The organism is Rhodosalinus sp. FB01 (assembly GCF_041365715.1).
Taxonomy (GTDB): Bacteria; Pseudomonadota; Alphaproteobacteria; order Rhodobacterales; family Rhodobacteraceae; genus Rhodosalinus.
The window spans coordinates 13832-39925 of the sequence record NZ_JBGFSH010000005.1 but is presented as its reverse complement, the minus strand read 5'-3'; the positions used below and the strand labels follow the sequence as shown (position 1 = coordinate 39925).

Here is a 26094-nt window from a genome sequence, read left to right as displayed (position 1 = left end):
GATCGGAATGGCAGACGGGCAGGGCTGGCCGGCGCGCAGCGCGCGCCTTCTGGACGGCTGGGCGGCGTGGCGCGCGGCCCGGGCACGGCCGGCCACGGGGTTCCGCACCCCGCCCGAGCCGCGCACCTTCGGGCTTGTCGCGCGCGGGCGGCAGCTTCTCGCGGGGAACCTGATGTTCGCGGGCCATCTCGTCGAAACGCCGCCCGGCACCCGGCCCTGGGGCATCGCGCCCCCCGACCCCGCCTTCACGGCCGAGTTGCACGGGTTCGGCTGGCTCGATGACCTGGCCGCGGTCGGCACCGCCCCGGCGCGCTCGCTGGCGCAGGACTGGCTCTGGGACTGGATCGGGCGCTACGGGGCCGGGCGCGGCCCGGGATGGACGGCGGACCTCGCGGGGCGGCGCCTCACGCGCTGGATAGAGCACGCGCTCTTCCTGACGATGGGGCGGGACGCGGCGACGCAGGCGGCGTTCTTTCGCGCCCTCGCCGTGCAGGCCGCCTTCGCCGCCCGGCGCTGGCGCGCCGCCCCGCCCGGGCTGGAGCGTTTCGAGGCCGTGTCGGGCGTCGTTCTGGCCGGGCTCATGCTGGAGGGGCTGGAGCACCGGCTCGACGCCGGCCTCGCCGCGCTCGAGAGGGGTTGCCGCGACGAGATCGACGCGGGCGGCGCGATTCCCACGCGCAACCCCGAAGAGCTGATGGAGGTGCTGACGCTTCTCACCTGGATCGTCGCCGTGCTGCGCGACGCGGGCCGCGATCCGGGGCCGGAGCTGGCCTCGGCGATCGCGCGGGTGGCCCCGACGCTGCGCGGTCTGCGCCATGCCGACGGCGGCCTGCCGCGCTTTCACGGTGGCGGGCGGGGGGTGGAGGGCCGGCTGGACCAGGCGCGCGCGGCGACGGACGCGCGGCGCAGGCCGCCCGCGGGGCTGGCCATGGGATATGCGCGGCTGCGCGCCGGCCGCACGACCCTGATCGTGGACGCGGCCCGCCCGCCCGGGGGCCGCGGCTCTTTCGACGCCCATGCCTCGACCCTCGCCTTCGAACTGACCTCCGGACGCCGGCCCGTCATCGTCAACTGCGGCGCGGGGGGCAGCTTCGGCGCGGAGTGGCGGCGGGCGGGCCGCGCCACGCCCTCCCATTCCACGCTTTGCCTCGAAGGCCGGTCGAGCGCACGGCTCGGAAAGCCCGTGCTCGTGGCGGGCATGCGGCGCGAGATGCTTGAAGCGGCGCCCACCGACGTCCCGGCGGACCTCGACCGGGACGCCGAGGCGCATCGTTTCGAGGGCGCGCATGACGGGTACCGCCCGGGCTGGGGAGTGACCCATGCGCGGATGCTGGCCCTGTCGCTCGACGGGCGCGGGCTTTCGGGCGAGGATCTGCTGCTCGCGCTCGAAGCCCACGACAAGCGACGCTTCGATGCCGCGCTCGACGCCGCCAGGCTGCGCGGCCTGTCCTACCAGATCCGGTTCCACCTGCACCCGGAGGTGGACGCCGAGCTCGACATGGGGGGGGCCGCGGTCTCGCTCGCAGCGCCCTCGGGAGAGATCTGGGTGTTTCGCCACGACGGCGCGGCGCGGCTGTCGCTCGAACGGGGCGTCTACCTCGAGCGTGGCCGGTTGCGGCCGCGCGCCGCGCAACAGATCGTTTTGTCCGGCCGCGCTTTCGAGTATGCGACGCGCGTGCGATGGTCCGTGGCCAAGACCCAGGAGACCGCGACGGCCGTCCGCGACCTGGTCCACGCCATGCCCGAATACGAACCCTGAGACCCGTTTTCCCGACAGGAAAGGCCCCCAGCCCATGCCCGATCTCGTTCCCGTCCGCCGCGCGCTGCTGTCCGTCTCCGACAAGACGGGCCTCGCGGAGCTCGGAAAGGCGCTCGCGGCACGGGGCGTCGAGCTCGTGTCCACCGGCGGCAGCGCGGCGACGCTGCGGCAGGCGGGGCTTGCCGTGCGGGACGTGTCCGACCTCACCGGTTTCGCCGAGATGATGGACGGGCGCGTCAAGACGCTGCACCCGGCGGTGCATGGCGGGCTTCTCGCGCTGCGCGACGTGCCGGAGCACCGCGCCGCGATGGAGGAGCACGACATCGCGCCCATCGACCTGCTGGTGGTCAACCTCTACCCGTTCGAGGAGACGGTGGCCCGCGGCGCAGGCTACAACGAGACGATCGAGAATATCGACATCGGCGGCCCGGCGATGATCCGCGCCGCGGCGAAGAACCACGCCCATGTGGCGACCGTCGTGGACGTCGAGGACTACCCGGCTCTTCTGGCGGAGCTCGACGCGAATGACGGCGCCACGCGCTATCCGTTCCGCCAGCGCCTCGCGCTGACCGCCTATGGCCGCACCGGCGCTTACGACGCGGCGGTGTCGGGCTGGCTGGCCGGGGCGCTGGAGGAAGACGCCCCGCGGCGCCGGGTCTTCGCCGGCAGGCTCGCCCAGACGCTGCGCTACGGCGAGAACCCGCACCAGCGCGCGGCCTTCTACGGCGACGGCTCCCACCGCCCGGGCGTGGCCGCCGCCGAGCAGCTTCAGGGCAAGGAACTCAGCTACAACAACATCAACGACACCGACGCGGCGGCCGAGCTCTGCGCGGAATTCATGCCGCGCGACGGGGCCGCCTGCGTGATCGTGAAGCACTCGAACCCCTGCGGCGTGGCGCGCGGGGAGACGCTCCGCGAGGCGTTTATGCGCGCGCGCGACTGCGACCGCACCAGCGCCTTCGGCGGCATCGTGGCGCTCAACACGCGGCTGGACGCCGGGACCGCCGAGGCGATTCTCGAGCTTTTCACCGAGGTCGTCATCGCGCCCGCCATCGATCAGGCGGCGCGGGATCTTTTCGCGACGAAGCCCAATCTGCGCCTGCTGCTCGCGCATGGGCTGGCCGACCCCTCAGAGGCGGGCCTCGCCGTGCGGCAGGTGTCGGGCGGCTGGCGCGTGCAGGACCGCGACGCCGCGGTCGTGCGGCAGGAGGATCTGCGGGTCGTGACGAAACGCGCGCCCGGCGAGGGCGAGATGCGCGACATGCTCTTCGCGTGGACGGTGGCCAAGCACGTGAAGTCCAACGCGATCGTCTACGCGAAAGGCGGCGCGACGGTGGGCATCGGCGCGGGGCAGATGAGCCGCGTGGACAGCACCCGCATCGCCGCGCGAAAGGCCGCCGACATGGCCGAGACGCTGGGCCTGTCCGCTCTGCCGACGCAGGGATCGGCCGTGGCCTCGGACGCGTTCTTTCCCTTCGCCGACGGCGTGCTGGCCGCGGCGGAGGCCGGGGCGACCGCGCTCATCCAGCCGGGCGGTTCGATGCGCGACGACGAGGTGATCGCGGCCGCCGACGAGGCCGGGCTTGCCATGGTCTTCACCGGCCAGCGCCACTTCCGTCACTGAATGGCCGGCATGGTCCCGAAAGGAGCCCCGATGCGGCTGGTGATACAGGTGGCGGCGGCGGTCTTCGTGCTGGACCAGGCGCTGAAATATTACGTCGTCCACTGGCTCGGGCTGGCGCGGCTGGGTGCCATCGACGTGCTGCCGCCCTTCCTGAACCTGCGCATGGCGTGGAACACCGGGATCAATTTCGGCCTCTTCGCAGGCGGGTCCGAAACCGCGCGCTGGGTCCTGATCGTCGTCGCGCTGGCGATCACGGCCGCCGTCACGGTCTGGATGTGGCGCGAGCCGCCCGGCGTCGCCGGGCGCGTCTCGGCGGGCCTTCTCGTCGGCGGTGCGCTCGGCAACGTGGTGGATCGGGTCCTTTACGGCGCGGTGGCGGATTTCCTCAACATGTCCTGTTGCGGCATCGAAAACCCCTACGCCTTCAACGTGGCCGACATCGCGATCTTCGCGGGGGCGCTCGGCCTCGTCTTCTTCACGGGCGGCGACGGACGCCGGGACACGAAAAAGGCCCCGTGACGCGGGCTGCGGGATGGGCTAAGGCTGTGGCGATGATCGAGGAGGGTGCGATGCGGTGGGCGCGGCTTGTGCTCGTGGCTCTGGTTGCGGTGACGCTCGCGGGCTGTGGCGCGCGCGGCGAACGCGATCTCAGGCAGTTTCCCTACAGCCTTCAGCAAGGCCCCGAAGAGTTCGCCGTGGTGCCGTTCAAGCCGCTGGAGACACCGCAGAGCTTCGCCGAGCTGCCGACGCCGACGCCGGGGGCGCGCAACCGGGTGGACCTGACCCCCAATGCCGACGCGGTGGCCGCGCTGGGGGGCGATCCCGCAGCCCTGTCGGAGCGCGGGGTGCCCGCACCCGACGGCGCGCTGGTCTCCCACGCGTCGCGCTACGGCGTTCCGGCGGGCCTGCGCGCGCGCCTTGCGGCGGAGGACGCGGAATACCGCCAGCGCTTCGGGCTTTTCACCTTTCAGCTCATCCGCAACGACCGGTACCGCCAGGCGTATCGCCGGCAGGCGCTCGACCCGAACGCCGCGCTCGAGGCCTACCGCCGCGCCGGCCTGCGCACGCCATCCGCCCCGCCACAGTGAGGCGTCCGCCTCACAAACCCGTCAACGACGCTTGAACGGTCGCGGGCGCCGCGTAGCTTAGCAGCGTGCCCATGACAGGAGGTGCCCCGATGCGCCGTGCCGCGCTTTTCCTCGCCCTTGCCCTCACATTCATCGCCCGGCCCGCGCTCGCGACCGAGAACGTCACCGACTTCGTCCTCGACAACGGGATGCAGGTCGTCGTGATCGAGGATCACCGGGCGCCGCTCGCGGTGCACATGGTCTGGTATCGCGCCGGCTCCGCCGACGAGCGGCCGGGCGCCTCGGGGGCTGCGCATTTCCTCGAACACATGATGTTCCGCGGCACCGAGACGCGCGCCCCCGGCGAGTTCTCGGAACGCGTGGCGGCGAACGGCGGCAACGACAACGCCTTCACGAGCTACGACTACACCGCCTATTTCCAGCGCGTCGCCGCCGACCGTCTGGGACTGATGATGGAGATGGAGGCCGACCGCATGGCCACCCTCCTGCTGCGGCCCGAGCTGGTCGAGACCGAGCGAGGCGTCATCCTCGAAGAGCGCAACCAGCGCGTGGAGAACGAGCCCGGCTCGCTCTTCCGCGAGCAGACCTCGGCCGCGCAATTCCTCAACCATCCCTACGGCGCGCCGATCATCGGATGGCGCCACGAGATCGAGGCGCTGAGCCGCGAGGACCTGAACGCGTACTACACCCGGCATTACGCGCCCAACAACGCGATCCTGATCGTTGCGGGCGACGTCACGCCGGACGAGGTGCGGCGTCTTGCCGAAGCCCATTACGGCCCGATCCCGGCAACCCCCGCGGTCACGGAGCGTGCCCGCCCGCAGGAGCCGCCGCAGCGCGCGCCCCGCCGCGTGACGATGGAGGATGCCCGCGTGGCGCAACCCTACGTCACCCGAAGCTGGCTCGCGCCCGAGCGTGACCCGGGCGACCAGCGGCAGGCCGCGGCCCTCGTGCTGCTGTCCGAGCTTCTGGGCGGCGGGCAGACCTCGGTCCTGACCACGGCGCTTCAGTACGACAATCCCGTCGCCGTGTTCACCAGCGCCTTCTACGGCGCGACCTCGCTGGACCGGACGCGGTTCGGCGTGGTCGTGGTGCCGGCCCAAGGCATCGGCCTTGCCGAGGCGGAGGCCGCGCTCGATGCCGAGATCGCCCGCTTCCTAGAGACGGGCGTGGATGCCGAGGCGCTCGAGCGGATCAAGTTCGGCCTGAAGGCCAGCCGCATCTACCAGCAGGACAACGTGCAGTCGGTGGCCCAGCGCTACGGCCGCGCGCTGACCAGCGGGCTCGCGCTCGAGGACATCGCGGCCTGGCCCGGGATCCTCGATTCGATCACCGGGGAAGAGATCATGGCCGTGGCGCGCGACGTTCTGGTGCCCGAACGCTCGGTCACCGGCTGGCTCCGGGCTCCCGAGGCCGACAAGACTGCGAACACGGAGGTGATGCAATGAAGTGGCTGGCCCCCCTCGCGCTTGCGGTTTTCGCCGCGCTGCCCGCGCGCGCCGAGATCGAGATCGAGGAAGTCACGAGCCCCGGCGGCATCACCGCCTGGCTTGTCGAGGACCACAACATCCCCTTCACCGCGCTGGAGCTGAGGTTCCAGGGCGGAACCTCGCTCGACGCGCCGGGCAAGGAAGGCGCCGTGCGCCTGATGGCCGCGCTTCTCGAAGAGGGCGCGGGGGAGCGTGACGCCCAAGCCTTCGCGGCGGCGACCGAGACGATCGCGGCCGATCTCGACTACGACGCCCGCGACGACGCGGTGTCCGTCTCGGCGCGCTTCCTGACCGAGACGCGCGACGAGGCGGTGGAGCTTCTGCGCGCTTCACTCATGGAGCCGCGATTCGACGAGGACGCGATCGCGCGCGTGCGCGCTCAGGCGCTTTCCGCGATCCGGTCGGACCTGAACGATCCCGGCGCCATCGCGAGCCGCGAGTTCGCCCGCCTCGCCTTCGGGGATCATCCCTATGGCCGCGCGTCCGACGGCACGATCGAGAGCGTCGGCGCCCTGACCCGCGACGACCTCGTGGCCGCGCATGCCGACGCGCTTGCCCGCGACCGCGTCTTCGTCGCGGCCGCCGGAGACATCACCGCGGAGGAGTTGGGGGGGCTGCTCGACGAGCTTCTGGGAGGCCTGCCGGAGACAGGCGGCGCGCGCCCCGGGGACGTGGCGGTGGCGCTGCCCGGCGGCATTTCGGTGGTCGAATTCGCCACGCCCCAGTCCGTCGCCGTGTTCGGCCACGAGGGCCTGCCGCGCGACGACGAGGATTTCTTCGCCGCCTTCGTGCTCAACCAGATCCTGGGCGGCGGCGGCTTCGAGAGCCGCCTGATGCAGGAGGTGCGCGAGAAGCGCGGGCTGACCTACGGCGTTTACAGCTATCTCGCGCCGAAGGATCACGCCGCGCTCTACATGGGCCGCGTGGCGTCGGCCAACGACCGCATCGCCGAGGCGATCGAGGTGATCCGCGGCGAGTGGGCGCGCATCGCCCGGGACGGCGTGACCGAAGCCGAGCTCGAGGCCGCCCGGACCTACCTGACCGGCGCCTACCCGCTGCGCTTCGACGGGAACGGGCCGATCGCCCGTATCCTGGTGGGCATGCAGATGGACGGTCTGCCGATCACCTACCCGCAGACGCGCAACGACCAGCTGGCGGCGATCACGCTCGAGGACGTGAACCGCGTGGCCGCGGAGCTGCTGAAGCCCGAACGGCTGCACTTCGTGGTGGCCGGTCAGCCCGAGGGGCTGGAGACGACGCCGGGCCAGTAGGCCGGCAGAGAGTGCACGCCGCCGGCCGCGCGGGCGCTCAGTTGATGAGCCCCGCGTGGCGCATGCCCTCCTCGACGCGCGCCTTCGTGCCCTCGGTCAGCGGCACGAGCGGCGTGCGCACCTCGTCCGAGCAGAGGCCCAGCACGGAAAGCCCGTATTTCGCGCCGACCAGGCCCGGCTCTGCAAAGATCGCCTTGTGCAACGGCATCAGCCGGTCCTGGAGTTCCAGCGCCTTGCCGTAATCGCCGGCGAGGCACGCCTCCTGCATGTCCGCGCAAAGGCGCGGCGCCACATTGGCGGTGACGGAGATGCAGCCCCGCCCCCCTTGTGCGTTGAAGCCGTGGGCGGTCGCGTCCTCGCCGGAAAGCTGGAGAAAGTCCGCCCCGCAGAGCATGCGCTGGCGGCAGACCCGGTCCAGATCGCCCGTGGCATCCTTTACGCCGACGATGCGCGGAAGCCTCGCGAGTTCCGCCATGGTGTCGGGCATCATGTCCACGGCCGAGCGGCCGGGGATGTTGTAGATGATGATCGGAAGTTCGCAGCAATCGTGCAGAAGCGTGAAATGCGCGACGAGCCCCGCCTGCGTGGGCTTGTTGTAGTAGGGCGTCACGACGCGCGCCGCGTCGGCGCCCACCTTCTCGGCCTGCTGGATGAAGCGCACCGCCTCTGCGGTGTTGTTGGAGCCCGCCCCCGCGATCACCGGGATGCGGCCACGCGCGGCGCGCACGACCTCCTCGACCACCGTTTCGTGTTCCGCGTGGCTCAGCGTGGGGCTCTCGCCCGTGGTGCCGACGGGCACGAGCCCGTGACTGCCCGGCGCCACATGCCAGTCCACGAGATTGCGCAACGTCTCGAGATCGCCCGCTCCGTTCCGGAACGGCGTCACGAGGGCGGGGATCGATCCGTGGAACATGGCACCCGGGTCCTTCTGGCGGTGCGCCGCCAATTCCCGGCTTTGTGAGTGGCGAGAGGGGCGCGCGCGGTCTATTTTCCGCGTGTCTATCCTTTGCCGGAGCGGAAAATGCAAGCGGCCACGCGTCTCGCGGCAGTGATCGTGATCGTCCTCACGGCGGCGCGCGCGGCTGTCGCCGGGCCCGAAGCGGTGGCCGGCGCCATGGACGCGCTGCGCGCCGGCGATTGGGAAGAGGCCGCCCGGGACGCGCGCGCGGCCGGACCCGTGGCGCAGGATATCGTGACGTGGCACCGCCTGCGCGCCGGGCTGGGCGCGCCCGAGGAGGTGATGGCGTTCCTCGAGCGCAAACCGGACTGGCCGGGCCTCGACTGGCTGCGGCGCAAGAGCGAGCCGGCCATCGCGGACGCAGATGACGCCACCGTCCTCTCCTTCTTCGCCGAAGACCTTCCGCAGACCGGAGCGGGCGCGCTCGCCCAGGCCGCCGCGCTCGAGCGGGCGGGCGACGTGGGCGCCGCGCAAGCGGGCATCGTGCTTGCGTGGCGCACGCTCCCGCTCGGGGCGGGAGAGCAGGCGGAGTTCTTGGAGCGCTACGGCGATCTTCTCGCCCCGCACCACGAGGCGCGCCTCGACATGACGCTCTGGAAGGGGTGGGAGCGCAATGCGGAGGCCATGCTTCCTCTCGTCCCGGACGCCTGGCGGGCGCTCGCCGAGGCGCGCCTTGCCCTGATGGCCGAGGCGCCCGGGGTCGACGCCCTGATCGCGCGGGTTCCCGAATCGCTGGCAAGCCACCCCGGGCTCGCCTACGAGCGTTTCGCGTGGCGCGTTCGCAAGGGGCGCACGCTCGACGCCCTCGATCTCCTGCTGCGCGTTTCGACCTCGGCGGAGGCGCTGGGCGAGCCCATGGCCTGGGCCGACCTGCGCCGCCGTCTCGCACGGGACGCCGTGCAGGAGGGCGATGCGATCCTCGCCTACCGTATCGCCTCGGCGCATCACATCGCCCCCACCGACGACTATGCCTACGCCGATCTCGAATGGATTTCGGGCTATGCCGCGCTCAAGCTCGGCAACGGCGAAAGGGCGGCCGAACATTTCGAGCGCCTCGGCGCCAATGTCAGCACGCCCATTTCCCTTGGTCGCGCCGGCTACTGGCTCGGGCGGGCGCGGGAAGCGTCCGGCGACGCCACCGGCGCGCGCGCGGCCTACGCGGCGGCCGCAGACCACCAGACGAGCTTCTACGGACTGCTCGCGGCGGAGCGCGGCGGATTCCCCTTCGACGGGCGGCTCGGCGGGCGACAGCCCTACCCCGACTGGCCGAGCGCCGGCTTCACCGAAAGCTCGGTCTACGAGGCGGGACGCCTGCTGCTCGCCGCAGACGAGCTCTCGCTCGGCGAGCGCTTCCTGACCCATCTCGCCGAAAGCCTCGACGAGGCGGATCTCAACCGCATGGGCGCGATGCTCGCAGAGATCGACCAGCCCCATGTCGCGGTGATGCTCGGCAAGCGGGCGGCGCGGGCCGGGTTCACGATCCCGGCGCCCTACTACCCGCTGCACCCGATGGCGGACGGCGACTGGCCGGTGCCCACCGAGCTCGCCCTCGCCATCGCGCGGCGCGAAAGCGAATTCGACCCCGAGGTGATCTCGGGCGCGGGGGCGCGCGGGCTCATGCAGCTCATGCCGGGCACCGCGCGGGAGATGGCGGACGCACTCGGGCTCGAGTTCTCGCTCGCCCGCGTGCTGTCGGACTGGCGCTACAACGCCACGCTCGGCTCCGCCTACCTGGCCGAACTGGTAGAGCGCTTCGACGGCAACCCGGTGCTGGTGGCGGCGGCCTACACCGCGGGGCCCTCGCGCCCGATCCGCTGGATCGGGGAGAACGGCGATCCGCGCCTCGGCACCGTGGACGTGGTGGACTGGATCGAGGCGATCCCCTTCGCCGAAACGCGCAACTACGTCATGCGCGTGACCGAGAGCCTGCCTGTCTACCGCGCGCGCCTCGGCCGCGACCCGCACCCTGTCCCGTTCTCCGAAGAGCTCAAGGGGCGCACCCTGCTCGGGGGCTGAGATCAGCCGGCCCGCCGCGCACGCCAGAGCGTGAAGAGCCCCGCCGCGACCACCAGCGCCGCGCCGACGGCCACGTTGGGCGCCACCGTCTCGCCGAAGACGCCGATGCCGATGACGCTGGCGAAGACGAGCTGGAGATAGGCGAAGGGCTGCACCGCGCTCGCCTCGGCCACCTCGTAGCACTTGATGAGCAGCCAGTGGCCGAGCGCGCCGGTGAGGCAGAGCGTGCCCATCCACGCCCAGTCAGGGCGGCTCATCGGCTCCCACGTCCAGAGGCCTGCGGCCGTCATCACCACGGCGCCCACGGTGCCCGTCCAGAAGAAACTGGTGGCGGCGCTGTCCTCGCGCGCCGCAAAGCGCGTGAGCAGCCCGTAGAGCGCGAAGAGGAAGGCCGCGAGGAGCGGCACAGCCGCCTCGGGGGCGAAGACGCCCCAGCCCGGCTTCAGGATGATCAGCACGCCCACGAAGCCGACCCCGATCGCCGTCCAGCGCCGCCAGCCCACCCGCTCGCCCAGGACGGGCCCGGAGAGCGCCGCGATGAGAAGCGGGTAGGAGGTGAAGACGGCATGGCTTTCCACGAGGCCGAGCAGGGTGAAGGCCAGCACCATCACGCAGATCTCGACGGCGAGGAGCGCGCCCCGGAACGCCTGGAGACGCGGCTGCCGGGTCCGCGCCACGGTGCGCACGCCCCCGGCCTTGCGCGAGGCCAGCGCGATCACGAAGGCGGCGAAGAACCAGTAGCGGATCATCACCACCATCAGCACGTTGTACTCGCTGGCCAGGTGACGCGAGATTCCGTCCTGCACCGCGAAGACGAAGGTGGTCGCCACCATCAGCGCGATGCCGAGCCGGGTGTTCTGCTCGATCACGGCCGCCGCGCTCGCGTCATGTGCCGCTTGGCGCCGAACCCGGGCACGCGGGTCACCTCGAAGCCCGCCGCGGCGAGGGTGCGGCGGACATGCCCCGCGGCGGTGTAGGTGGCCGCCGTGCCGCCGGGCGCGGTGTGGCGGGCGACCTCGGCCAGAAGCGCCGGCTCCCACAGCTCGGGGTTCCTCGCGGGCGCGAAGCCGTCGAGGAACCACGCATCCGCCATGCCGGTCCAGCCGGGAAGCGTGCGGCGCGCGTCGCCGACGACCAGCGTGAAGTGCAGGTCGGGCAGCGCGATCCGGCGCACGCCGTCCCGCCAGAAAGGCGCGAGTTCCGCGGCGAGCGGCGCAAGCTCCCCGAAGGCTGCCTGCGCTCGCACCATGTCGGCCGCCGCCATCGGGAAGGCCTCGAAGCTCGTGTAGCTGAGCGGGCCGGGCCCGCCGCCTTGCCGCCACGCACCGAGCGCGGCCAGCAGGTTCAGGCCGGTTCCGAAGCCCAGCTCGGCGATGCGGAACCCCGCGCCGAAGCGACCGGGCAGCCCGTTGCCGGCGAGAAAGACGTGGCGCGCCTCGGCCAGCCCGTCGGCGAAGGAGTAGTAGGGATCGTCGAAGCGGCCCGAGACAGGCACGCCTTCCTTCCATGTCAGCCCCGCGTACTGGTCGCTCATCGCCCTTTGCCCTAAGCCTTCCCGGAACGCGGCGAGAGTGGCGAAGGGGTGACCGGATGACAACGCCAGAGGTGACGGTGCGCGGGGCGGGGATCTTCGGGCTTTCGGTGGCCTGGGCGTGCTGCCGTCGCGGCGCGCGGGTGCGCGTGATCGACCCGGGCGGGCCGGGCGCGGGGGCGAGCGGCGGCGTGGTTGGCGCGCTCGCCCCGCATGCGCCCGAGGGCTGGAACGAGCTAAAGGCCTTCCAGCTCGACAGCCTGCTCATGGCCGAGGTGTTCTGGGCCGAGGTCCGCGACACCGGCGGCATCGATCCGGGCTATGCCCGGCTGGGTCGCCTTCAGCCCTTGGCCGACGCGGCGGCGCTGGCGCGGGCGCGCGAGCGGGCCGCCGGGGCCGCGGCGCACTGGCAGGGCCGCGCGGGCTGGGAGGTGATCCCGGCGGCGGAGGCCCGCGGCTGGGCGCCCGCGTCGCCCACGGGCTGGCTGGTGCGCGACACGCTCTCGGCCCGGCTGCATCCGCGCCGCGCCTGTGCGGCGCTGGCGGCCGCCATCGTCGCGCGCGGCGGCGAGGTCACGGCCGAGGGCGCGGATGCCGGCCGGGTGGTCCGGGCGACCGGCGCGGCCGGCCTCGCCGAGATCGGCGGCGGCTTCGGCACCGGTGTGAAGGGACAGGCGGCACTGCTCAACTTCGACGCGCGGGATCGTCCACAGCTCTACGCGGAGGGGCTTCACGTCGTGCCCCATGTGGACGGCACCGTGGCTGTCGGCTCCACCACCGAGCGGGACTACGAGGATCCCGCCTCGACCGACGAACAGCTCGACGAGGTGATCGCACGCGCCGCGGCCGCCGTGCCGGTCCTGCACGGCGCGCGCGTGATGGAGCGTTGGGCGGGTCTGCGCCCGCGCGCACGCAGCCGGGCGCCCGTGCTGGGGCCGCATCCGGCGCGCCCTGGCCAGTTCATCGCCAATGGCGGTTTCAAGATCGGCTTCGGCATGGCGCCGAAGGCGGCAGAGGCGATGGCGGACCTCCTGCTCGAGGGCAGGGAGGACGCGATCCCCGACGCCCTGCGCCCCGAACGAAGCCTGCCGCGCGGCGGCGCGGGCTAGCCGCGCCGCGCCTCGGCCTCCTCGCGGAGCGCCGCCATCAGCCCGTCAAGCGCCTTCTGGTAGCTTTCCGTCACAAGACGGCCGTCATCGTCGAATTCCTTCTGGCCATTGGCGACAAGGACGGGGGGGCCGGTCAGCACGCGCGCGCCATGCGGCACGAGGCAGGCCCGAAGCATGTATTGCCCGGTCTCGCCGCCGGTGCGCCCGGCGTTGGCCGAGATGACGGCGGTGGGCTTGCCGGCCAGGACCCGTCCCTCGACCCGGCTGATCCAGTCGAGCGCGTTCTTCAGCACGCCGGTGATGCCCTTGTTGTATTCGGGCGAGGAAATCACGACCGCGTCGGCCGTCCGGATCTGCTCGGCCAGGCGCGTGACCTCTTCGGGCACGCCCCGGGCCTCTTCCAGATCCCCGTCGTAAAGGGGCAGGCGCAGATCGCCCTCGAGATAGGTGGCCGGTCGGAAACGCGTTACCGCCTCTGCGAGGAGCCGGCGGTTGAGCGCACCCTTGCGAAGCGATCCCGAAAGCCCGAGAAGCGTGAGGTCCGACATTCAATTCTCCTGTTTGTCCTGCGACGTAGCTGGGGCACTCTGGCCGGCGAGGCAAGTGCGAAGCCACGCAATGGAGGTGCAAGATGGCGACACTCGCGCGGTGGGCCCCCGTGCCCTTCACGTCCGAAGCGGCCGAACGTGCCGCCCCGGCGCCGCCCAGGCGCGTCACCGGGCCGCTGCTGATGGGCGACATCCTTGCAAGCCAGGCCGGCACGCCGGTCTTCCTGCGCGAATGGCGAGCGGCCGAGGAGGCGCACGCGGGGCGCCCCGGCGCGCGGGATCAGTCGGGCGAATAGGTCGGGTGGAACCGGCCCGCGGGAGAGAGGGTGAAGATCTCTGCCCCGTCCGCCGTCACACCGATGGAATGCTCGAACTGCGCCGAGAGCGACTTGTCGCGGGTCACCGCGGTCCAATCATCGGCCAGCACCTTGGTCTCGGGGCGGCCGAGGTTCACCATCGGCTCGATCGTGAAGAACATGCCCTCTTCCAGAACGGGCCCCGTGCCGGGGCGGCCGTAGTGCAGGACGTTGGGCGGGGCGTGAAAGACGCGCCCGAGGCCGTGGCCGCAGAAATCGCGCACCACCGACATGCGGTTGCCCTCCACGAAGCTCTGGATGGCATGGCCGATATCGCCGAAGGTATTGCCGGGCTTCACCGCGGCGATGCCCTCGAACAGAGCGTCGTGGGTCACGTCGATGAGGCGCTCTGCCTTGCGGCTGGGACGCCCGGCCACGAACATGCGGCTCGTGTCGCCGAACCAGCCGTCGAGGATGACGGTGACGTCGATGTTGAGGATGTCGCCGTCCTTCAGCCGCTTGTCGCCGGGGATGCCGTGGCAGACGACATGGTTCACGCTGATGCAGGAGGCGTGGCGGTAGCCCTTGTAGCCGATGGTGGCGGAGGTCGCCCCCTCTTCCCCGACCCGGCGCTCGATGAAGGCATCGATGTCGCCGGTCATGACCCCGGGTTCGATCATCGGGATCACCTCGTCGAGCAGTTTCGCGGCGAGCGCGCCCGCCGCGCGCATCCCGGCGAAGTCCGCCGCCTCGTGGATGCGGATGCCGTCACGGGTCAGCCGGCCATGATGGGTCTGGTTCACGTCTCGCTCCATGCGCCGCTCCTTGCGCCTGTAATTAATGGCTTTGTGCCGAAAGGGCCAGTGCCGGCGCGCACGGGGCCGGCGCGGCGCCGGGTGCTGACGAAAATGTGACGGCCGCGGGGCCGGTCAGCCGGCAGGCACGTCGAAGGGCAGCGGACCCGCGGGCGCGATCCCGTCGGGAGAGAGCCGGCAGCCCAGCGCCACCGCCTCGACGCCCGCCGCCCGCGCCGCGGCGAAGGCACGGGCGTAGTCCGGATCCAGATCGGCGGCCAGCGTCACGCGCCGCGCATCGCTGCGCTGCACGACGTAGAGCATCACCGCCCGGTGGCCGGCCGCCGCCAGCGCCGAGAGCTCGGCCAGATGCTTCGCGCCGCGCCGGGTCACGCTGTCGGGAAACTCCGCGACGCCGGCCCGGCGCGAAAGCGTGACGCTCTTCACCTCCACATAGGTGTCGGGCCGGCCCGGCGCGGAGAGGCGGAAGTCGATGCGGCTCGATCGTCCCGCGCGCACCTCGGCGCGGATCTCGTCGTGGCCCGCAAGGTCGGGGACAAGGCCCGCCTCCAGCGCCGCGCGGGCCAGCCGGTTGCCCGCGCCGGTGTCCACGCCGATCAGGGCGCCCGCGTCATCCTCCACGAGGCGCCAGGCCCAGCTCAGCTTGCGGCGCGGGTGGTCCACGGGCTCGAGCCAGATGCGCCTGCCCGGCTCCGCGAGGCCCATCATCGAGCCCGGATTCGACACATGCGCCGTGACCTCGCGCCCGCAGGCGAGCCGCGCATCGGCGAGGAAACGCTTGTAGCGGCGCAGCAGCGTCGCGGGGACGAGGGGGGTTTGAAAGCGCATGGGCGGGCGCTTATACCGGGTCGGCAAGCCTCGCAAGGAACGCGCCCCATGCCCAATCCCACGGCCGCCATGCTCGTGATCGGCGACGAGATCCTGTCGGGCAGAACGCGCGACTCGAACATGCACCATCTCGCGAAGGCGCTGTCGCGCGCCGGGGTGGCGCTGCGCGAGGCCCGGGTGGTCGCGGACGATCACGCGATGATCGTCGGGGCCGTGCGGACGCTTGCGGGGGCGGTGGATCACCTTTTCACCTCGGGCGGCATCGGGCCCACCCACGACGACATCACCGCGGAGGCGGTGGCCGAGGCGATGGGCGTTCCGATCGGCGTGCGCGAGGACGCCCGCGCGCTTCTGCAGGCCCATTACGACGCACAGGGGCTGGAGGTGAACGACGCGCGGCTCAGGATGGCGCGGATCCCGGAGGGCGCGACGCTGATCGAGAACCCGATCTCGGCCGCGCCCGGCTTCACCATCGGCAACGTGCATGTGATGGCGGGCGTGCCCCAGATCTTCGAGGCGATGGTGGCGAGCGTCCTGCCCACGATCACCGGCGGGGCGCCCGTCCTGTCGCAGACGCTGACGGTGGCGCGCGGAGAAGGCGACATCGCCGCGGCGGTGGGCACGATCGCGGCCGAGTTTCCCGATCTCTCGGTCGGCTCCTACCCGTTCATCCGCGCCGGGGCGCATGGCGTGAACGTCGTCGTTCGGGGTACCGACGCGGGCCGGATCGACGGCGCCGTGGTGCGCCTTTCGGCCCTGCTGGAAGAGACATGACGACGCCCGACGCCGCCGATCTGCTCGCCGTGTCCGAGGCCACCTGGCCCCCCGCGGCGGTGACGCGGATCGGTCCGGTGACCCTCCGCGACGGGCAGGGCGGGGGCAAGCGCGTCAGCGCGGCCACCGTCGACGGAGAGGCGGGCGACGATTGTCTCGACGCCGCCGAGACGGAGATGCGCGCGCTGGAACAGACGCCGCTCTTCATGATCCGGCCCGGCGATGCGGCGCTCGACGCGCGGCTCGCGCGGCGTGGCTACGCCCTCATCGACCCGACGACGATCTATCTGTGCGAGATCGCGAGGCTTACCGACCGCCCCCTGCCGCGCGTGACCGCCCTCACGATCTGGGAACCCTTGCAGATCATGCGCGAGATCTGGACGGAGGCCGGCATCGGCCCGGCCCGGCAGGCGGTGATGGAACGCGCCGACTGCGCCCGGACGGGCATCCTCGGCCGGTGGAACGACAGTCCCGCGGGGGCGGCCTATGTCGGCGTCCACGACGGGGTGGCCATGGTGCACGCCCTCGAGGTGCTGGCCCACCAGCGCCGGCAGGGCGTGGCCGGCTGGATGATGCGCGCCGCCGCGCTGTGGGCCGCGGCGCAGGGCGCGGCGCATGTCGCCGCCCTCGTCACCCGCGACAACGCCCCCGGCAACGCGCTCTACGCGGCACTGGGCATGACGCCCGCGGGCGGCTATCACTACCGCATCCTGACCGGGGAGGACGCCGCATGACGGACACCCGACGCCCCACCGCGCTCGACCTGCCCGAGGCCGACCCGCTGCCCGGGCCCACGGCGAAATACTTCGCCGTCTGCGAAGAGAAGCTCGGCTTCGTGCCGAACGTGCTGCGTGCCTTCGCCTTCGACACGGCCAAGCTCGACGCGTTCAGCGCGATGTACAACGACCTGATGCTGGGCGCCTCGGCCCTGACGAAGCTCGAGCGCGAGATGATCGCCGTCGTGGTCTCGGCGGTGAACCGCTGCTTCTACTGCCTGACGGCCCACGGCGCCGCGGTCCGGCAGCTTTCGGGCGACCCGAAACTCGGCGAGACGCTGGTGATGAACTGGCGCGTGGCCGATCTGCCGCCGCGCCAGCGCGCGATGCTCGCCTTCGCCGAGAAGATGACCCGCGCCAGCGCCGAGATTGAGGAGATCGACCGCGACGGGCTGCGGGCGCAAGGGTTCTCGGACCGCGACATCTGGGACATCGCGTCGGTCGCCGCCTTCTTCAACATGACCAACCGGCTGGCCAGTGCCACCGACATGCGCCCCAACGATGAGTATCACGCGCACGCGCGCTAGCGCCTTGGCGCTGGCGCGGGCGGGCCTCCTGCTTGCCGCGCCGGTCGCCGCCTTCTTCAACATGACCAGCCGGCTGGCCAGTGCCAGCGACATGCGCCCCAACGTTGAGTATCACGCGCACGCGCGCTAGCGCCTTGGCGCTGGCGCTGGCGGGCCTCCTGCTTGCCGCGCCGGTCGCCGCGGCGGTGGAGTTCGTCCTGCCCGACACGGCCCGCCTGCAGGCCGAGGAGACGAGCGTCGCGGGCAGCCACGCGCTGCCGGTTGCGGCCTGGGACGGCGCGGGGGGGCCTTCGATCACGGCCGAGGGCCGGGTGACGCGGCAGGCCTGGCGCCTGCCCGGCCCCGGACGCACCACGCTGCAGATCATCGCGCCGCTGCGCGAGCAGCTTCGCGCGGCGGGCTTCGAGATCGTCTTCGAGTGCCGGGACACCGCCTGCGGCGGGTTCGACTTCCGTCACGCGATCGAGGTACTGCCGGCGCCGGCCATGCATGTCGACCTCTCGCGCTATCGCGTTCTTTCGGCGATCCGGGCGACGGAGGGCGACGCGGCGGATTTCGTCTCGCTCCTCGCGAGCCGCTCGCCGTCGGGCGGCTTTCTCCAGATCGTGCGTGTCGCGTCGGGAACCGATGGCCGCCTGCAGGCATCGGGCGGTCCCGCCGCCGCGCCTGTCGGGCCCGGCACCCCGCTGGGCGAGGCGCTGGAGCGGGCGGGCCACGCCGTGCTCGACGATCTCGCCTTCGAAAGCGGCGCGATCGCGCTCGGCCCGGGTCCTTTCGCCTCGCTCGCGGCGCTCGCGGCATATCTGCGACAAAATCCGGACGCACGCGTCGTGCTGGTGGGTCACACCGACGCGGTCGGCGACCTCGACGCCAATATCGGGCTCTCGCGCCGGCGGGCCGAGGCGGTCAGGACCCGGCTCGTCGAGACGCATGGCGTCGATCCGGCGAGACTGGGCGCGGAAGGCACGGGCTACCTCGCGCCGCGGGCGAGCAACCTGACGGCGGAGGGACGCGAGGCGAACCGGCGCGTGGAGGCGGTTCTGCTCACGACGCGGTGAGGGGGCTTTACCTATTCCGCTTTCTGAATATATACGGCGCCAAGCCGGCCTCCGGAGGACCCCATGGCACGACCCGCCCGCGCCGCGTTAGCACGCCATCTGCCGATCCTCGACTGGTCGCGACATTACGACCGCGAGACGCTCACCTCCGACCTGGTGGCGGCGGTCATCGTGACCATCATGCTCATTCCCCAGTCGCTCGCCTATGCGCTGCTCGCCGGGCTGCCGCCCGAGATGGGCCTTTACGCCTCGATCCTGCCGCTCGTGGCCTACGCGATCTTCGGCACCTCGCGGGCCCTCGCGGTCGGGCCCGTCGCGGTCGTGTCGCTGATGACCGCGGCGGCGATCGGCAACCTGGGGCTTCAGGATCCCGCGGAATACGCCGCCGCAGCGATCACGCTCGCGTTCCTCTCGGGCGCGATCCTCACCGTGATGGGCGTGCTGCGCCTCGGCTTCCTGGCCAATTTCCTGTCGCATCCGGTGATCGCGGGCTTCATCACGGCGAGCGGGATCCTGATCGCGGCCTCCCAGCTCAAGCACATTCTCGGGATCGAGGCGCAAGGCCACACGCTGGTCGAAACGGCGGGCTCGCTTCTCTCCCACCTGGGCGACACCAAGCCCTACACCCTCGCCATCGGCGCGGCGGCCACCGGGTTCCTCTTCTGGGTCCGCACGGGGCTGCAGCCGTTTCTGGCCCGCGCCGGCCTCGGCCCCCGCCTCGCGGGCGTGCTGGCCAAGGCCGGTCCCGTCGCCGCCGTCGCGGTCACCACGCTCCTTGTCTGGGGGTTCGGCCTCGACACGCGCGGGGTCGCGATCGTGGGCGAGGTGCCGACCGGGGTGCCGCCCCTGACCGTGCCCATGCTCGACGCGGAGTTGCTGGGCCAACTGCTCGTCCCCGCACTGCTGATCTCGATCATCGGCTTCGTGGAATCCGTCTCGGTCGCGCAGACCCTGGCCGCCAAGCGCCGGCAGAGGATCCTGCCCGACCAGGAACTGGTCGGACTCGGCACCGCGAACCTCGCCGCGGCCTTCTCCGGCGGCTACCCGGTCACCGGCGGCTTCGCGCGCTCCGTGGTGAACTTCGACGCGGGCGCCGAGACGCCCGCGGCGGGGGCGTTCACGGCCGTGGGCATCCTTCTCGCCGCGCTGCTGCTCACGCCGCTGCTCTACTTCCTGCCCAAGGCCACGCTCGCCGCGACGATCATCGTGGCGGTGCTCAGCCTCGTGGACCTGTCGATCCTGCGAAAGGCCTGGGGCTATTCGAAGGTGGATTTCGCCGCCGTCGCCGCCACCATCCTGCTCACCCTCGGCCTCGGGGTCGAGATCGGCGTCTCCGCGGGCGTGGTGATCTCGGTGGCGCTCCACCTCTACAAGACCTCGCGCCCGCACGTGGCCGAGGTGGGCCGCGTGCCCGGCACCCAGCATTTCCGCAACATCCTGCGCCACGAGGTCGAAACGCATCCCTCGATCGTCACGCTTCGCGTGGACGAAAGCCTCTATTTCGCCAACGCCGCGTTTCTCCAGGACCATGTCTACGACCGGGTCGTGGGCGACGACGCGATCCGCCACGTCGTGCTGATGTTCTCGGCGGTGAACGCGGTGGACATGAGCGCGCTCGAAAGCCTCGAGGCCATCAACGACCGCCTGGCGAGCCTCGGGATCAAGCTCCATCTGAGCGAGGTGAAGGGCCCGGTGATGGACCGCCTCAGGCGCAGCCATTTCCTGCACGACCTGACCGGCCGGGTATTCCTTTCGCAGCACGACGCCATCGCGGCGCTCGCGCCCTGCACCGGGCGCGGGGCGGCGGAGTGAGGACGGACGGTCCTTGACCTTCTTCTTGGCCGAAATACTCCCGCCGGAGGCCGCGGCTGACGAAGGCAGCCGCCTAGACAGCGTCGCGCCGAAGGCGCGGCCGCTCCCGCACGCCCGTCAGCCCGGCAGGCGTCCCGTCAGTACGTAGCGCAGGATGTCCGCGACCTGCTCGGGTTCGCGCGCCACGGCGAGGGCGGCAGCGTCCACCTCCTTGAGCGCGTGATCGTGCTCGGGCGGCTGCAGGATCACGAGCGGCTTGCCGAGCGCCGCGGCATAGCCCGCGTCGAAGGCGGCGTTCCATTGCTTGTACTTGTCGCCGAAGCGCACCACCACGACATCCGCCCGCTCGATCTCGGTGCGGGTGCGGATGGCGTTCAGCATCGCGCCCTTGCGGTCGTGCCAGAACTTGTCGGGCTCCGCGCCAAGGATCGCCACGCCGCAATCGTCGCTCGCTGCGTGGTCGGTCACGGGTGCGGTGAAAGCCACGTCGAGCCCCCGCGCGGCGTCGACGATCCGGTCGCGCCAGTCGGTATGGATCTCGCCGGAAAGATGGACATTGAGCATCCGTTCGCCTCCGTTCTCGTTCACTCTTCGCTGTCGTCCTGCCGAATCAGCTCCGCAACCTCGGCGTCGGAAACCTGCCCGAACCGCCGGTAGTGCAGCCCGACGGCCTGGAAATCCGCGGGCGTCGAAAGGCAGATCACCCGGTCGGCGAGCGGCCGGAGCGCCCGCAGCGTGTCCGCGGGCGCCACCGGCACGGCAAGCCAGACCGATGCCGGCCCCCGGGCGCGCAGTCCGCTCAACGCCGCGCGCACGGTCGCGCCCGTCGCGATGCCGTCGTCCACGACCACCGCGGTGCGGCCCTCCAGCGGGACCGGCGCGCGGTCTTCCAGCCAGAGCCGCCGGCGTTCGGCGATCTCCTCGGTCTTTTCCGCGACCTGCCCCGCGAAATCGTCCTCCGACAGCCCGGAGAGGCGCAGGATCCCCGCGTTGTAGACCGCCTCCGGCGGGTCGCCCTCGACCAGCGCGCCGGCGGCGAGTTCGAGCTGGCCGGGCATGCCGATCTTGCGCACGAGCAGCAGGTCGAGCGGCGCGTCGAGCGCGCGGGCCACGGGCAGGGCCACCGGCACCCCGCCCCGCGGCAGGGCGAGCACGACCGGATCGGCCGGTTCTGCCTTCGCCACGGCTTCGGCCAGCCTTTCACCGGCGTCGGTCCGGTCGCTGAACATGAACATCCCCTCCCGGGCGGTCTCGCGCTGCGTGGATCGCCCGGGTATCAAAGCATGAAAGCGCGCCTCGGGCCACCCGCGCGGGCGGCTCAGCCGCGCAGCACGCCGCCCGTGGCCTTGGCTACCTTCTCGACGATGCGCCGGGCCACCGACTCGATCTCGGCGTCCTTGAGCGTCTTCTCGAAGGGTTGCAGCCGCACGGTCAGCGCAACGGACTTCTTGCCCGCGCCCATCTGCGCCTCGGCCTTCGGGCCCGAGAACTCGTCGAAGACGCGCACCTCGGAAATCAGCGTCTTGTCGGCCCCCTGCGCCGCGGTCACGAGATCCCCCGCGGCGACGCTCTCGTCGACCACGAAGGCGAAATCGCGCTCCACCGCCTGCAGGTCGTGAAGGTGCAGCGCCGGCCGTGCGGCGCCCGCCCTGCGCGGCTGGGGCACCTCGGAGGGCCAGACCGTGAAGGCGACCGCGGGCCCCTTGATGTCGAGCGTCTCAAGGACCTTGGGGTGCAGTTCCCCGAAGGCGCCGAGCGTCTTCTTCGGCCCGAGGCAGAGCCGCCCGTGCCGGCCCGGATGCCACCAGCCCGCGCCGTCCCGGAAGACCTGCATCCGGGCCGGGGCGCCGATCGCGGCCAGCACGGCCTCGGCGTCGGCCTTGGCGTCGAAGAGGTCCACCGGGCGGTTTTCGCCGTGCACGTCCCTGGGGCCCGTGCGCCCCACGAGGAGCCCGGCCGCCTGCAGGTGCTGTTCCCCCGGCTCGCCGCCCCCGAAGGCCGGGCCGACCTCGAAGAGCGCCAGATCGGAGAAGCCGCGCGCCTGGTTGCGGGCGGCCGCCCGCAAGAGGCCCGGCAGCAGATCGGGACGCATGTGGCTCATCTGGGACGAGATCGGGTTTTCCAGCCGCGTGCCGTCGCCGCCCCCGCCGAAGAGGCGCGCGGCCTCCCGGTCGATGAAGCTGTAGGTCACGCATTCGTTGTAGCCGAGCGCGGCCATGGCCCGGCGCGCGGCCTGTTCCCGGCGCTGAAGCGGCGTGAGCACAGGCTTCGTCACCCGCGCGGCGGGGCGTGGCAGCGGCTTGCCCTCGAGTTTCGTGAGGCTGGCCACGCGCGCCACCTCCTCCACGAGGTCGGCCTCGCCGCCGACGTCGGGACGCCAGGGCGGCACATGCGCCATGTCGCCGTCCAGCCGGAAGCCGAGCGCGGTCAGGGTCTGGCGCTGCTGCGCTTCGGAAATCTCATCCCCACGAGGGAGCGTACGCGATCCGGGTCGAGACGGTAGGCGCGGGCGTGATCGGGAACCTCGCCCGCCACGACCACCCCGGACGGCGCACCGCCGCAAAGATCCACGATCATCCGCGTCGCGGCCTCGAGCCCCGGCAGCGTGAACTCGGGATCCACGCCGCGCTCGAAGCGGTAGCGCGCGTCGGAGTTGATCCTGAGCGCGCGCCCGGCCGAGGCGATCTGCACGTGATCCCAGAAGGCGCTTTCGACGAACACGTTCACCGTTTCCTCGGTGCAGCCGGTCGCCGTGCCGCCCATGATGCCGGCGATGCTTTCCGGGCCGGCGTCGTCGGAGATCACCATCGCGCCGGCGGGCAGGGTGTAGGTCTTCTCGTCGAGCGCGGTCAGCGTCTCGCCGCCCCGGGCGCGGTGGACCCGCAGGTCGCCCGTCACCTTGTCGGCGTCGAAGACGTGCAGCGGGCGGTTCGCGTCGAAGGTGAAGAAGTTGGTGATATCCACCAGGGCCGAGATCGGGCGCAGCCCGATGGCGCGCAGGCGCGCCTGAAGCCAGGCGGGCGACGGCCCGTTCTTCACGCCCCGGATCACGCGACCCGCGAAAAGCGGGCAGCCATCCAGCGTATCCTTTTCGATCCGCACGCCGATGGGCGACGGGAACTCGCCCGGAACCGGGTCGATGACGCGCTCGCGAAGACGCCCCAGCCCCCGGGCGGCCAGGTCGCGCGCGATGCCGCGCACGCCCAGCGCGTCGGAGCGGTTGGGCGTGATGGCGATCTCGATCACCGGGTCCACCTTCGCCGGATCATGCGCGGCAAGCCAGTCGGCGAAGCTCTCGCCCACCTCGCCCGAGGAAAGCTCGATGATGCCGTCATGCTCGTCGGAGAGTTCCATCTCGCGCTCGGAGCACATCATGCCCTCGCTCTCGACGCCGCGGATCTTGCCCACCTGGATCGTGGTGTCGATGCCGGGGACGTAGGTGCCGGGATGGGCCACCACCACGGCGATGCCGGCGCGCGCGTTGGGCGCACCGCAGATGATCTGCTTCTCGCCCAGGTCGGTCTGCACCCGGCAGACCCGAAGGCGGTCGGCGTCTGGGTGCTGCTCGGCCGAGAGAACATGGCCGAGCGTGAACCCGGCCAGCCGCGTCGCCGGGTCCGAAACCTCCTCGACCTCGAGCCCGAGATCGGTGAGCGCCTCGGCGATCTCGGCCACCGTGGCCGTGGTCTCGAGATGGTCCTTGAGCCAGGAGAGCGTGAATTTCATCGTGAAGCGTCCCTCGGATCCCGCGCGGTCGCGGGCGGGCATAGCCCATCCGCCGGCGGGGGGGGAGGGGCGCTACCCGCCCGCGGCCGGCGCGCCCGGCCTGGGCCCCTCGCGTTCGCTCTACCCGTGGCGCCACACCTTGACCGCGGAGAGGAGCAGGATGGCCGCCAGCACCGGAAGAAGCACGCTGCCGGGGACGATCCCGAGGAGAAGGCCGCCGAGAAACGTGCCGAGGATCGACCCGGCGGCCATCCACAGAAGGAAGCCCTTGTTCCGCCCGAGGACGGCGAAGCTGCGGTCCCGGCTGTAGCGGGCGAACCCCATCAGCATCGTCGGCAGGCTGACGACGAGCGAGAGCGATCCGGCCAGCCTCACGTCGGCCCCGAAGAGCAGCACAAGCGTCGGGATCAGAAGCTCGCCACCGGCGACCCCCATCAGCGACGCCACGGCCCCGATGCCGAAACCCGCCGCGAGGCCGGCGGCCTTCAGGGCCGGACCGGAAAGGAGGGCGCCCCGCGCCGAAGGATCATGGCCTAGTCACCCGAATCTAAAGTTCGGCGCATAGGGTCTGCTGCGTTCGCTGGCAGAACCGTTTGACGGATGCGAGGATTTCATCGGCGGACTTGACCCATCTGTAGGGCTTGGGATTTTCATTATGGGCCTCGATAAAGGCGACGATGTCGGCCTCAAGTTCGGCGGTGGAGCGATGCACACCGCGTTGCAACTGCTTCCGGGTCAGTTCCGCGAACCAACGTTCCACTTGGTTGATCCAGCTGGCTGATGTCGGGGTGAAGTGGATGTGCCAGTGCGGGCGGCGGGCCAGCCAGGCCTTGATTTTCGGCGTCTTGTGCGTGGCGTAGTTGTCCATCACCAGATGCACGTCCGGCCCTTCCGGCACCGCGGCGTCGATCTTTTTCAGAAAATCGAGGAACTCAGTCGCCCGGTGGCGCTTGTAGCATTTCCCAATCACCGCGCCTGTTGCGATGTCGAGCGCAGCGAACAGCGAGGTTGTTCCGTGACGGACATAGGTATGGGTTCTCCGCTCGGCGACACCGGGCGCCATCGGCAGCACCGGCTGCTCGCGGTCCAATGCCTGGATCTGGGATTTCTCGTCCACGCACAACACGATGGCTCGGTTCGGCGGCGACATGTAGAGACCGACGATGTCCTGCACCTTATCGACAAACAGCGGATCAGTGGACAGCTTGAACGTCTCGCTCCGGTGGGGTTGCAGCCCGAAGGCGGTCCAGATCCTGCGGATCGTGGTGTGCGACAGGCTCGTCTCGGCGGCCATGGTCCGGATCGACCAATGGGTGGCGTCCTTGGGCGTCGTGTTCAGCGTGCGCTCGATCACCTCAGCCACCTGCGCGTCAGACACAGTGCGCGGCCGACCGGAGCGGTATTCATCGGTGAGACCTTCGATCCGATCCTTCACGAAACGCCGGCGCCATTTTCCGACAGTGTGTTCATGGACTCCGAGCCGAGCACCGACTTCTTTGCTTTGCAGCCCGTCCGCACAGAGTAGGATCATACGGCATCGGTCCGAAAGCGATCGCGCCGCCTTGTGTCGCCGAACCTGTGCTTCCAGAAAGGTTCGCTCCTCGTCGCTCAGAACCACCTCGTCCGCCACACGCCCCACAATCGCATCGTCTCCTCATATATGTAAGACAATGATACGAACTATGGTTCCGGGTGACTAGAAGCAGCACTCCCGCGATCAGCACGAGCAGCACGGCGAGCACCCGGTAAAGCGTTTCGGAGCGCAGCCGCGTCGCCCACCCCGCGCCGAGCGAGGCGCCCGCCAGACTGCCGGCCAGGAGGTTGACGACGATCGGCCAGTTGGCCGCGATCTCCGCGAAGGGCACCGACCCGGCCCGGAACGGAAGGGCGCTCGCCACGACGACAAGGCTGACGGCCTTGTTGAGAATGACCGCTTCGAGGGCGGCGAACCGGAACAGGCCGATCAGCAGGGGAAGCCGGAACTCCGCCCCGCCGAGGCCGATCAGCCCGCCGAGGATGCCGATCACCGCGCCACCCCCGAAGGCGGCCGGCATGTTGCGCGGCGCGGTCCCACCGGTCTTGACGCCC

The 26094-nt window shown here is 71.3% G+C and carries 25 protein-coding genes and 2 pseudogenes; 15 read left to right on the top strand and 12 right to left on the bottom strand.

Features of this window, described 5'->3' with window-relative positions; translation table 11 throughout:
- The first annotated feature begins 7 nt into the window (after window positions 1-7).
- From AB6A65_RS08930 to AB6A65_RS08905, 6 genes are all read left to right on the top strand, one after another.
- Window positions 8-1759, top strand: coding sequence for a heparinase II/III family protein (locus AB6A65_RS08930; RefSeq protein ID WP_371038025.1), 1752 nt, complete (start codon window positions 8-10; stop codon window positions 1757-1759).
- 34 nt (window positions 1760-1793) lie between these two features.
- The gene (gene purH / locus AB6A65_RS08925; protein ID WP_371038024.1) at window positions 1794-3383 is read left to right on the top strand and encodes a bifunctional phosphoribosylaminoimidazolecarboxamide formyltransferase/IMP cyclohydrolase; all 1590 of its coding nucleotides are present in this window, start codon (window positions 1794-1796) and stop codon (window positions 3381-3383) included.
- Between the two features lie 30 nt (window positions 3384-3413).
- A complete protein-coding gene (gene lspA, locus AB6A65_RS08920) occupies window positions 3414-3902 on the top strand; it encodes a signal peptidase II (RefSeq protein ID WP_371038023.1) in 489 nt (162 codons plus the stop codon).
- Window positions 3903-3934: 32 nt separating this feature from the next.
- Window positions 3935-4471 (top strand): DUF3035 domain-containing protein, encoded by a 537-nt coding sequence (locus AB6A65_RS08915; RefSeq protein WP_371038022.1) that lies wholly within the window; start codon window positions 3935-3937, stop codon window positions 4469-4471.
- Between the two features lie 89 nt (window positions 4472-4560).
- Complete coding sequence (locus AB6A65_RS08910) at window positions 4561-5919, top strand: M16 family metallopeptidase (protein ID WP_371038021.1); 1359 nt, start codon at window positions 4561-4563, stop codon at window positions 5917-5919.
- Entirely contained in the window at window positions 5916-7232 is a 1317-nt protein-coding gene (locus tag AB6A65_RS08905; protein WP_371038020.1) for a M16 family metallopeptidase, read from the top strand. The genes AB6A65_RS08910 and AB6A65_RS08905 overlap by 4 nt, the downstream gene beginning before the upstream one ends.
- 37 nt (window positions 7233-7269) lie before the next feature.
- On the opposite strand, the gene dapA is transcribed toward AB6A65_RS08905, so the two are convergent.
- Window positions 7270-8145, bottom strand: coding sequence for a 4-hydroxy-tetrahydrodipicolinate synthase (gene dapA, locus AB6A65_RS08900; RefSeq protein ID WP_371038019.1), 876 nt, complete (start codon window positions 8143-8145; stop codon window positions 7270-7272).
- A gap of 108 nt (window positions 8146-8253) precedes the next feature.
- On the opposite strand from dapA, the gene AB6A65_RS08895 reads away from it, so the two are divergent.
- Window positions 8254-10206, top strand: coding sequence for a transglycosylase SLT domain-containing protein (locus AB6A65_RS08895; RefSeq protein WP_371038018.1), 1953 nt, complete (start codon window positions 8254-8256; stop codon window positions 10204-10206).
- A 2-nt stretch (window positions 10207-10208) separates the two neighbouring features.
- Here AB6A65_RS08895 and AB6A65_RS08890 read toward each other — a convergent pair whose 3' ends face one another.
- Together AB6A65_RS08890 and mnmD are read right to left on the bottom strand one after the other, a co-directional pair.
- Window positions 10209-11075 carry a DMT family transporter gene (locus AB6A65_RS08890; RefSeq protein ID WP_371038017.1) on the bottom strand — a complete coding sequence of 289 codons (867 nt, stop codon included), beginning with the start codon at window positions 11073-11075 and terminating at the stop codon, window positions 10209-10211.
- On the bottom strand, window positions 11072-11740 hold the full coding sequence (mnmD, locus tag AB6A65_RS08885; protein WP_371038016.1) for a tRNA (5-methylaminomethyl-2-thiouridine)(34)-methyltransferase MnmD: 669 nt from the start codon (window positions 11738-11740) through the stop codon (window positions 11072-11074). The genes AB6A65_RS08890 and mnmD overlap by 4 nt, the downstream gene beginning before the upstream one ends.
- A gap of 56 nt (window positions 11741-11796) precedes the next feature.
- On the opposite strand from mnmD, the gene AB6A65_RS08880 reads away from it, so the two are divergent.
- Window positions 11797-12846: an NAD(P)/FAD-dependent oxidoreductase gene (locus AB6A65_RS08880; protein WP_371038015.1), complete on the top strand. Its 1050-nt coding sequence runs from the start codon at window positions 11797-11799 to the stop codon at window positions 12844-12846.
- Here the strand turns inward: AB6A65_RS08880 and AB6A65_RS08875 are convergent.
- Window positions 12843-13394: an NADPH-dependent FMN reductase gene (locus tag AB6A65_RS08875; RefSeq protein WP_371038014.1), complete on the bottom strand. Its 552-nt coding sequence runs from the start codon at window positions 13392-13394 to the stop codon at window positions 12843-12845. The two genes, AB6A65_RS08880 and AB6A65_RS08875, sit on opposite strands and share 4 nt — an antisense overlap.
- A gap of 83 nt (window positions 13395-13477) precedes the next feature.
- Between AB6A65_RS08875 and AB6A65_RS08870 the strand changes: the two genes are divergently transcribed.
- Window positions 13478-13690 carry a hypothetical protein gene (locus tag AB6A65_RS08870; protein ID WP_371038013.1) on the top strand — a complete coding sequence of 71 codons (213 nt, stop codon included), beginning with the start codon at window positions 13478-13480 and terminating at the stop codon, window positions 13688-13690.
- Here the strand turns inward: AB6A65_RS08870 and map are convergent.
- The gene (map, locus tag AB6A65_RS08865; protein ID WP_371038012.1) at window positions 13675-14505 is read right to left on the bottom strand and encodes a type I methionyl aminopeptidase; all 831 of its coding nucleotides are present in this window, start codon (window positions 14503-14505) and stop codon (window positions 13675-13677) included. The genes AB6A65_RS08870 and map overlap by 16 nt on opposite strands.
- A gap of 114 nt (window positions 14506-14619) precedes the next feature.
- A complete protein-coding gene (gene sfsA, locus AB6A65_RS08860; protein WP_371038011.1) occupies window positions 14620-15333 on the bottom strand; it encodes a DNA/RNA nuclease SfsA in 714 nt (237 codons plus the stop codon).
- 48 nt (window positions 15334-15381) lie between these two features.
- Here sfsA and AB6A65_RS08855 point away from each other — a divergent pair, with 48 nt between their 5' ends.
- The 6 genes from AB6A65_RS08855 (at window position 15382) to AB6A65_RS08830 (ending at window position 20280) form a co-directional block, all read left to right on the top strand.
- Complete coding sequence (locus AB6A65_RS08855; protein ID WP_371038010.1) at window positions 15382-16107, top strand: competence/damage-inducible protein A; 726 nt, start codon at window positions 15382-15384, stop codon at window positions 16105-16107.
- A complete protein-coding gene (locus tag AB6A65_RS08850; protein WP_371038009.1) occupies window positions 16104-16841 on the top strand; it encodes a GNAT family N-acetyltransferase in 738 nt (245 codons plus the stop codon). The genes AB6A65_RS08855 and AB6A65_RS08850 overlap by 4 nt, the downstream gene beginning before the upstream one ends.
- On the top strand, window positions 16838-17410 hold the full coding sequence (locus AB6A65_RS08845) for a peroxidase-related enzyme (protein WP_371038008.1): 573 nt from the start codon (window positions 16838-16840) through the stop codon (window positions 17408-17410). The genes AB6A65_RS08850 and AB6A65_RS08845 overlap by 4 nt, the downstream gene beginning before the upstream one ends.
- A complete protein-coding gene (locus AB6A65_RS08840) occupies window positions 17385-17540 on the top strand; it encodes a hypothetical protein (RefSeq protein ID WP_371038007.1) in 156 nt (51 codons plus the stop codon). Before AB6A65_RS08845 ends, AB6A65_RS08840 begins: the two co-directional genes overlap by 26 nt.
- A complete protein-coding gene (locus AB6A65_RS08835) occupies window positions 17515-18468 on the top strand; it encodes an OmpA family protein (protein WP_371038006.1) in 954 nt (317 codons plus the stop codon). Before AB6A65_RS08840 ends, AB6A65_RS08835 begins: the two co-directional genes overlap by 26 nt.
- 63 nt (window positions 18469-18531) lie before the next feature.
- Window positions 18532-20280: a SulP family inorganic anion transporter gene (locus AB6A65_RS08830; RefSeq protein WP_371038005.1), complete on the top strand. Its 1749-nt coding sequence runs from the start codon at window positions 18532-18534 to the stop codon at window positions 20278-20280.
- Window positions 20281-20397: 117 nt separating this feature from the next.
- On the opposite strand, the gene AB6A65_RS08825 is transcribed toward AB6A65_RS08830, so the two are convergent.
- The 6 genes and pseudogenes from AB6A65_RS08825 to AB6A65_RS08800 form a co-directional block, all read right to left on the bottom strand.
- Window positions 20398-20844, bottom strand: coding sequence for a YtoQ family protein (locus AB6A65_RS08825; protein WP_371038294.1), 447 nt, complete (start codon window positions 20842-20844; stop codon window positions 20398-20400).
- 20 nt (window positions 20845-20864) lie between these two features.
- Window positions 20865-21515: a phosphoribosyltransferase gene (locus AB6A65_RS08820; RefSeq protein ID WP_371038004.1), complete on the bottom strand. Its 651-nt coding sequence runs from the start codon at window positions 21513-21515 to the stop codon at window positions 20865-20867.
- 83 nt (window positions 21516-21598) lie between these two features.
- Window positions 21599-24006 (bottom strand): annotated as a pseudogene (gene pheT, locus AB6A65_RS08815) (phenylalanine--tRNA ligase subunit beta).
- A 120-nt stretch (window positions 24007-24126) separates the two neighbouring features.
- Window positions 24127-24495 carry a TSUP family transporter gene (locus AB6A65_RS08810; RefSeq protein ID WP_371038293.1) on the bottom strand — a complete coding sequence of 123 codons (369 nt, stop codon included), beginning with the start codon at window positions 24493-24495 and terminating at the stop codon, window positions 24127-24129.
- 58 nt (window positions 24496-24553) lie between these two features.
- A complete protein-coding gene (locus tag AB6A65_RS08805; RefSeq protein WP_371038003.1) occupies window positions 24554-25645 on the bottom strand; it encodes an IS630 family transposase in 1092 nt (363 codons plus the stop codon).
- Window positions 25646-25775: 130 nt separating this feature from the next.
- Window positions 25776-26060 (bottom strand): annotated as a pseudogene (locus tag AB6A65_RS08800) (sulfite exporter TauE/SafE family protein); the annotation flags it as partial.
- Window positions 26061-26094: the final 34 nt, after the last annotated feature.

Bases quoted from the DNA above. Each gene is read 5' to 3' on its own strand.
- AB6A65_RS08930 (WP_371038025.1), top strand. From the start codon at position 8: ATGGCAGACGGGCAGGGCTGGCCGGCGCGCAGCGCGCGCCTTCTGGAC.
- purH (WP_371038024.1), top strand. From the start codon at position 1,794: ATGCCCGATCTCGTTCCCGTCCGCCGCGCGCTGCTGTCCGTCTCCGAC.
- lspA (WP_371038023.1), top strand. From the start codon at position 3,414: ATGCGGCTGGTGATACAGGTGGCGGCGGCGGTCTTCGTGCTGGACCAG.
- AB6A65_RS08915 (WP_371038022.1), top strand. From the start codon at position 3,935: ATGATCGAGGAGGGTGCGATGCGGTGGGCGCGGCTTGTGCTCGTGGCT.
- AB6A65_RS08910 (WP_371038021.1), top strand. From the start codon at position 4,561: ATGCGCCGTGCCGCGCTTTTCCTCGCCCTTGCCCTCACATTCATCGCC.
- AB6A65_RS08905 (WP_371038020.1), top strand. From the start codon at position 5,916: ATGAAGTGGCTGGCCCCCCTCGCGCTTGCGGTTTTCGCCGCGCTGCCC.
- dapA (WP_371038019.1), bottom strand. From the start codon at position 8,145: ATGTTCCACGGATCGATCCCCGCCCTCGTGACGCCGTTCCGGAACGGA.
- AB6A65_RS08895 (WP_371038018.1), top strand. From the start codon at position 8,254: ATGCAAGCGGCCACGCGTCTCGCGGCAGTGATCGTGATCGTCCTCACG.
- mnmD (WP_371038016.1), bottom strand. From the start codon at position 11,740: ATGAGCGACCAGTACGCGGGGCTGACATGGAAGGAAGGCGTGCCTGTC.
- AB6A65_RS08880 (WP_371038015.1), top strand. From the start codon at position 11,797: ATGACAACGCCAGAGGTGACGGTGCGCGGGGCGGGGATCTTCGGGCTT.
- AB6A65_RS08875 (WP_371038014.1), bottom strand. From the start codon at position 13,394: ATGTCGGACCTCACGCTTCTCGGGCTTTCGGGATCGCTTCGCAAGGGT.
- AB6A65_RS08870 (WP_371038013.1), top strand. From the start codon at position 13,478: ATGGCGACACTCGCGCGGTGGGCCCCCGTGCCCTTCACGTCCGAAGCG.
- map (WP_371038012.1), bottom strand. From the start codon at position 14,505: ATGGAGCGAGACGTGAACCAGACCCATCATGGCCGGCTGACCCGTGAC.
- sfsA (WP_371038011.1), bottom strand. From the start codon at position 15,333: ATGCGCTTTCAAACCCCCCTCGTCCCCGCGACGCTGCTGCGCCGCTAC.
- AB6A65_RS08855 (WP_371038010.1), top strand. From the start codon at position 15,382: ATGCCCAATCCCACGGCCGCCATGCTCGTGATCGGCGACGAGATCCTG.
- AB6A65_RS08850 (WP_371038009.1), top strand. From the start codon at position 16,104: ATGACGACGCCCGACGCCGCCGATCTGCTCGCCGTGTCCGAGGCCACC.
- AB6A65_RS08845 (WP_371038008.1), top strand. From the start codon at position 16,838: ATGACGGACACCCGACGCCCCACCGCGCTCGACCTGCCCGAGGCCGAC.
- AB6A65_RS08840 (WP_371038007.1), top strand. From the start codon at position 17,385: ATGAGTATCACGCGCACGCGCGCTAGCGCCTTGGCGCTGGCGCGGGCG.
- AB6A65_RS08830 (WP_371038005.1), top strand. From the start codon at position 18,532: ATGGCACGACCCGCCCGCGCCGCGTTAGCACGCCATCTGCCGATCCTC.
- AB6A65_RS08825 (WP_371038294.1), bottom strand. From the start codon at position 20,844: ATGCTCAATGTCCATCTTTCCGGCGAGATCCATACCGACTGGCGCGAC.
- AB6A65_RS08820 (WP_371038004.1), bottom strand. From the start codon at position 21,515: ATGTTCATGTTCAGCGACCGGACCGACGCCGGTGAAAGGCTGGCCGAA.